The sequence below is a fragment of the Streptomyces otsuchiensis genome (assembly GCF_004305975.1).
Lineage (GTDB): Bacteria > Actinomycetota > Actinomycetes > Streptomycetales > Streptomycetaceae > Streptomyces > Streptomyces otsuchiensis.
Genome location: NZ_BHZI01000394.1, coordinates 1 through 4,117 on the forward strand (window position 1 = coordinate 1; position 4,117 = coordinate 4,117).

Below are 4,117 nucleotides of genomic sequence, written 5' to 3' on the forward strand. Positions count from 1 at the left end.
GCGCGTGGTCGGTTGATGGATGCCCTGCCTGAGGGTGGGGCGATGCTGGCGGTGGAGCTGCCTGAGGGCGAGTTGGAACTGCCGGGCGGGGTGGACCTCGCGGCGGTCAACGGGCCGACCTCGGTGACGGTTTCGGGCGCGGCGGACGCGATCGGCGCGCTGGAGAAGCAGCTTCGGTCGCAGGGGGTACGGGTCAAGCGGCTGGCCGTTTCGCACGCGTTCCACTCCTCACTGATGGAGCCGATGCTGGCCGAATTCGCCGCTGTGGCCCAGGCGTTGACGTTCAACGCGCCGCAGATCCCCGTCCGCACCACCGCTCCCGGCGACATCGCCACGCCCGCCTACTGGGTGGGACAGGTTCGCGAGCCGGTCCGCTTCGCCGATGCCGTGCGCGGTGCACACGAGGAAGGCGCTACCCGCTTCGTGGAACTCGGCCCGGACGGGGTGCTGTCGGCGCAGGCGGCGCTCTGCCTGGCCGCCCACGCCGAGGTGACCGTGCTGCCGGCGCAGCGTTCCGGCACCGACGGTGTGCGTGCCCTGCTGACCGCCGTCGCGGGGGCCCATGTCGCGGGAGTGCGGTTCGACTGGGGCCAGCTCTTCGGCTGCCTCGGTGGCCGCGTCGTGGACCTGCCCACCTACGCCTTCCAGCACCAGAGGTACTGGCCGCTGCCCGTGTCCGGCACCGGTGGGGCGGGCGGTCAGGGCGGCGATGACGCCTTCTGGGTAGCGGTGCGCGGTGGCGACGCGGACGCCGTGGCCGGACTGCTCGGTGTCGATCCCGGCGAGGACCGGGAGCGGCTCGACGACACGCTGTCGAAGCTCACGGGTTGGCACGACCTCTACTCCTCCCGAGGTCTGCGGTACCAGGAGGAGTGGCAGCCCGTCTCCGTCCCTGTGGACCCGGTTCTGGTGGGCAGCTGGCTTGTGCTGGCCCACGCAGAGCACGAGGAGACCGCCGCCGACTGTGCCGAGGCGATCCGCCGCAGCGGCGGAACCCCGCTCGTCCAGGTGATCGACCCGGCTGACGCCGCGGCCGAACTCCGGCAACTGGTGGAGCGTTCCTCCTCCGACCGCCCCTGGGCGGGGGTGCTGTCACTGCTCGGCCTGGCCGAGGACACCGCCGTCGCCACCGGACTCGCTCTCGTCCGGACGCTGGCCGACACCGACACGCGCCTGTGGTGCGTCACCCGTGGTGCGGTGGCGCTACCGGACGAGGAGCCCCCTGCGGCGGGCGGCCACGCACTGTGGGCGCTGGGCCGGGTGGCCGCGCTGGAACACCCCTCGCTGTGGGGCGGGCTGATCGACCTGCCCACGGCCGGAGTCAGCGACGCCTCACTGGTCGCGATCCTCTCCGGAGTCACCGCCGAGGACCAGGTCGCCCTCCGGGACGAACCGCTCGCGCGGCGGCTGGTCACCGCGCCTCCGGTCGCCGCCACGCCGTGGCGCCCGCAGGGCACGTTGCTGATCACCGGCGGAACGGGTGCGCTCGGCTCCCGCGTCGCCCGGTGGGCCGCTCTCGGCGGTGCCACCCGACTGGTGCTGGCCGGCCGGCGGGGTGCGTCCGCGCCGGGCGCCGACCAACTGGTCAAGGAGCTGACGGAGCTGGGCGCGGAGACCACCGTGGTCTCCTGCGACTTCGCCGACCGGGACGCCGTCGCCTCCCTGGTGGCCGAGTACGCGCCGAACGCCGTGGTGCACGCCGCGGGCGTCGGCGGCTTGGGAAGGCTCTCCGAGCTGACCGAGGAGGACCTGGCGGCGGCTCAGGCAGGCAAGGCAGCCGGCGCGGAGCACCTGGACGAACTCTGCGGCGACCTCGACGCCTTCGTGCTGTTCGGGTCGGTCGCCGCCGTCTGGGGCGGTGCCGGGCAGGCCGCCTACGCCGCCGCCAACGCCCGGCTGGAGACCCTTGCCCTGCGGCGGGCGGCCCGTGGGGCGCCCGCGACCTGCGTCGCCTTCGGCGCCTGGGGCGGAGAGGGCATGGCCGAGGGGGCCGACACCGAACTCGCCCGACGGGGAGTCCTGGTGATGGATCCGGACCAGGCGCTCGCCGCCATGGCCGACGCGGTCGCCGACACGGCGCCCACGGTCACGGTGGCCGACATCGACTGGCCGCTGTTCGCGCAGACGTTCACCTCGTCCCGGCCCAGTTCCCTGCTGGCCCGGCTGGCGGGCGGCCCGGCCTCCGACGGGGCGGAGGTGGCCGGAGCCCCCGGCGACCTGCGCGCCGACCTTCTCGCCCTGCCGCACTACGAGAGGGCCGACACGGTCCTGGAACTGGTGCGGACGCAGACCGCCCTGGTACTCGGACACGCGGACAGCGGCGACATCAAACCCGACCGCGCCTTCCGGGACCTCGGCTTCGACTCGCTCACCGCCGTGGAGATGCGCAACCGGCTCACCGCGGTCAGCGGCAGCTCCCTGACCGCCACGGTGGTCTTCGACTACCCGACGCCCGCCGAACTGGCCGAACACCTCCTTGAGGAGTTGGGCATCGCCCCGGATGGCGACGAGGGCGAGGCCGACGAGGAACAGCGCGTCCGCGCCGCCCTCGCCGCCGTGCCGACGGCCCGGCTCCGCGAAGCCGGACTGCTCGAACCCCTGCTGAGACTGGCGGGGGAGAAAACCGAAGACGTGGAAGCGCCGACCGCGCACGCGGTGGACGAACTGGACGGCGAGGCACTGCTGAAGCTCGTCGAAGCCAACGACGGGGAGCATTGACCATGGCGTCCGCCGACGAACGTTACGTCGAAGCCCTGCGCACCCTGATCAAGGAGAACGAACGGCTCAAGACCCGCAACCAGGAGCTGGTGGGCGCCGGGCACGAGCCGATCGCCATCGTCGGGATGGCCTGCCGGCTTCCCGGTGGCATCGACTCGCCCGAGTCGCTCTGGGACATGGTGTCCGCCGGAGGCGACGGCATCAGCGAGTTCCCCACCGACCGCGGCTGGGATCTCGGCTCCCTGTACGACCCGGACTCCCGGGGCGAGGGCACCTCGTACTCCCGAGAGGGCGGCTTCGTCCACGACGCGGGACGCTTCGACGCGGACTTCTTCAGCATCTCGCCACGCGAGGCCGCCGCGATGGACCCCCAACAGCGCCTGCTCCTGGAGGCATCCTGGGAGGCGTTCGAACGGGCCGGGATCGACCCGAAGGCGTTCAAGGGCAGCCCCGTCGGCGTGTACGTCGGAGCCGGGACCTCCGGCTACGGCATCGGCGTCCCCGTCGCCGAGGAGTCGGCGGGCTACGCGCTGACCGGTACCGCTACCAGCGTGCTCTGCGGCCGGGTGGCGTACAGCTTCGGCTTCGAGGGTCCGGCGGTCACCGTGGACACGGCGTGCTCGTCGTCCCTGGTGGCGCTGCACCTGGCCGTGCGTGCGCTGCGGGCCGGAGAGTGCTCGATGGCGCTCGCCGGCGGGGTCACCGTCATGGCCACCCCGGCCGCCTTCGTCGAGTTCAGCAGACAGCGCGGCCTGGCACGTGACGGCCGCTGCAAGGCGTTCGCCGCCGCCGCCGACGGCACCGGCTGGAGCGAGGGTGTTGGCATGCTCCTGGTGGAGCGGCTGTCGGACGCCCGCCGCAACGGGCACCGGGTGCTGGCTGTGGTGCGCGGCAGCGCCGTCAACTCCGACGGCGCCTCCAACGGCCTCACCGCCCCCAACGGACCCGCCCAGCGACGCGTCATCCTGGACGCGCTGGCCTCTGCCCGGCTCTCCGCCGCAGAGGTGGACGCCGTGGAGGGCCACGGCACCGGTACGACCCTGGGCGACCCGATCGAGGCGCAGGCGCTGCTGGCGACCTACGGTCAGGAGCGTGCGGAACCCCTGTACCTGGGCTCACTGAAGTCCAACATCGGCCACACGCAAGCCGCTTCGGGCGTGGCCGGAGTGATCAAGATGGTTCAGGCCATGCGGCACGGCGTGCTCCCCAGGACCCTCCACGTCGACGCGCCCAGCCCGCACGTCGACTGGTCCTCGGGCAGTGTCGAACTGCTCACCGAGAACCGGTCGTGGCCCGACTCCGGAGAGCCTCGCCGAGCTGCCGTCTCGTCGTTCGGTGTCAGCGGTACCAATGCGCATGTGGTGCTTGAGGCTGTTCCGGCGGAGGAGTCCGCGGAGGT

At 72.8% G+C, this 4,117-nt stretch carries 2 protein-coding genes; both read left to right on the top strand.

The genetic code is table 11. From position 1 onward, the window contains the following. The first annotated feature begins 15 nt into the window (after window positions 1-15). Complete coding sequence (locus E0D90_RS24160) at window positions 16-2,718, top strand: type I polyketide synthase (protein ID WP_227870462.1); 2,703 nt, start codon at window positions 16-18, stop codon at window positions 2,716-2,718. Window positions 2,719-2,720: 2 nt separating this feature from the next. After that, window positions 2,721-4,117: type I polyketide synthase (locus E0D90_RS24165; protein ID WP_130800079.1), on the top strand; the 1,397-nt coding region annotated here is incomplete at its 3' end.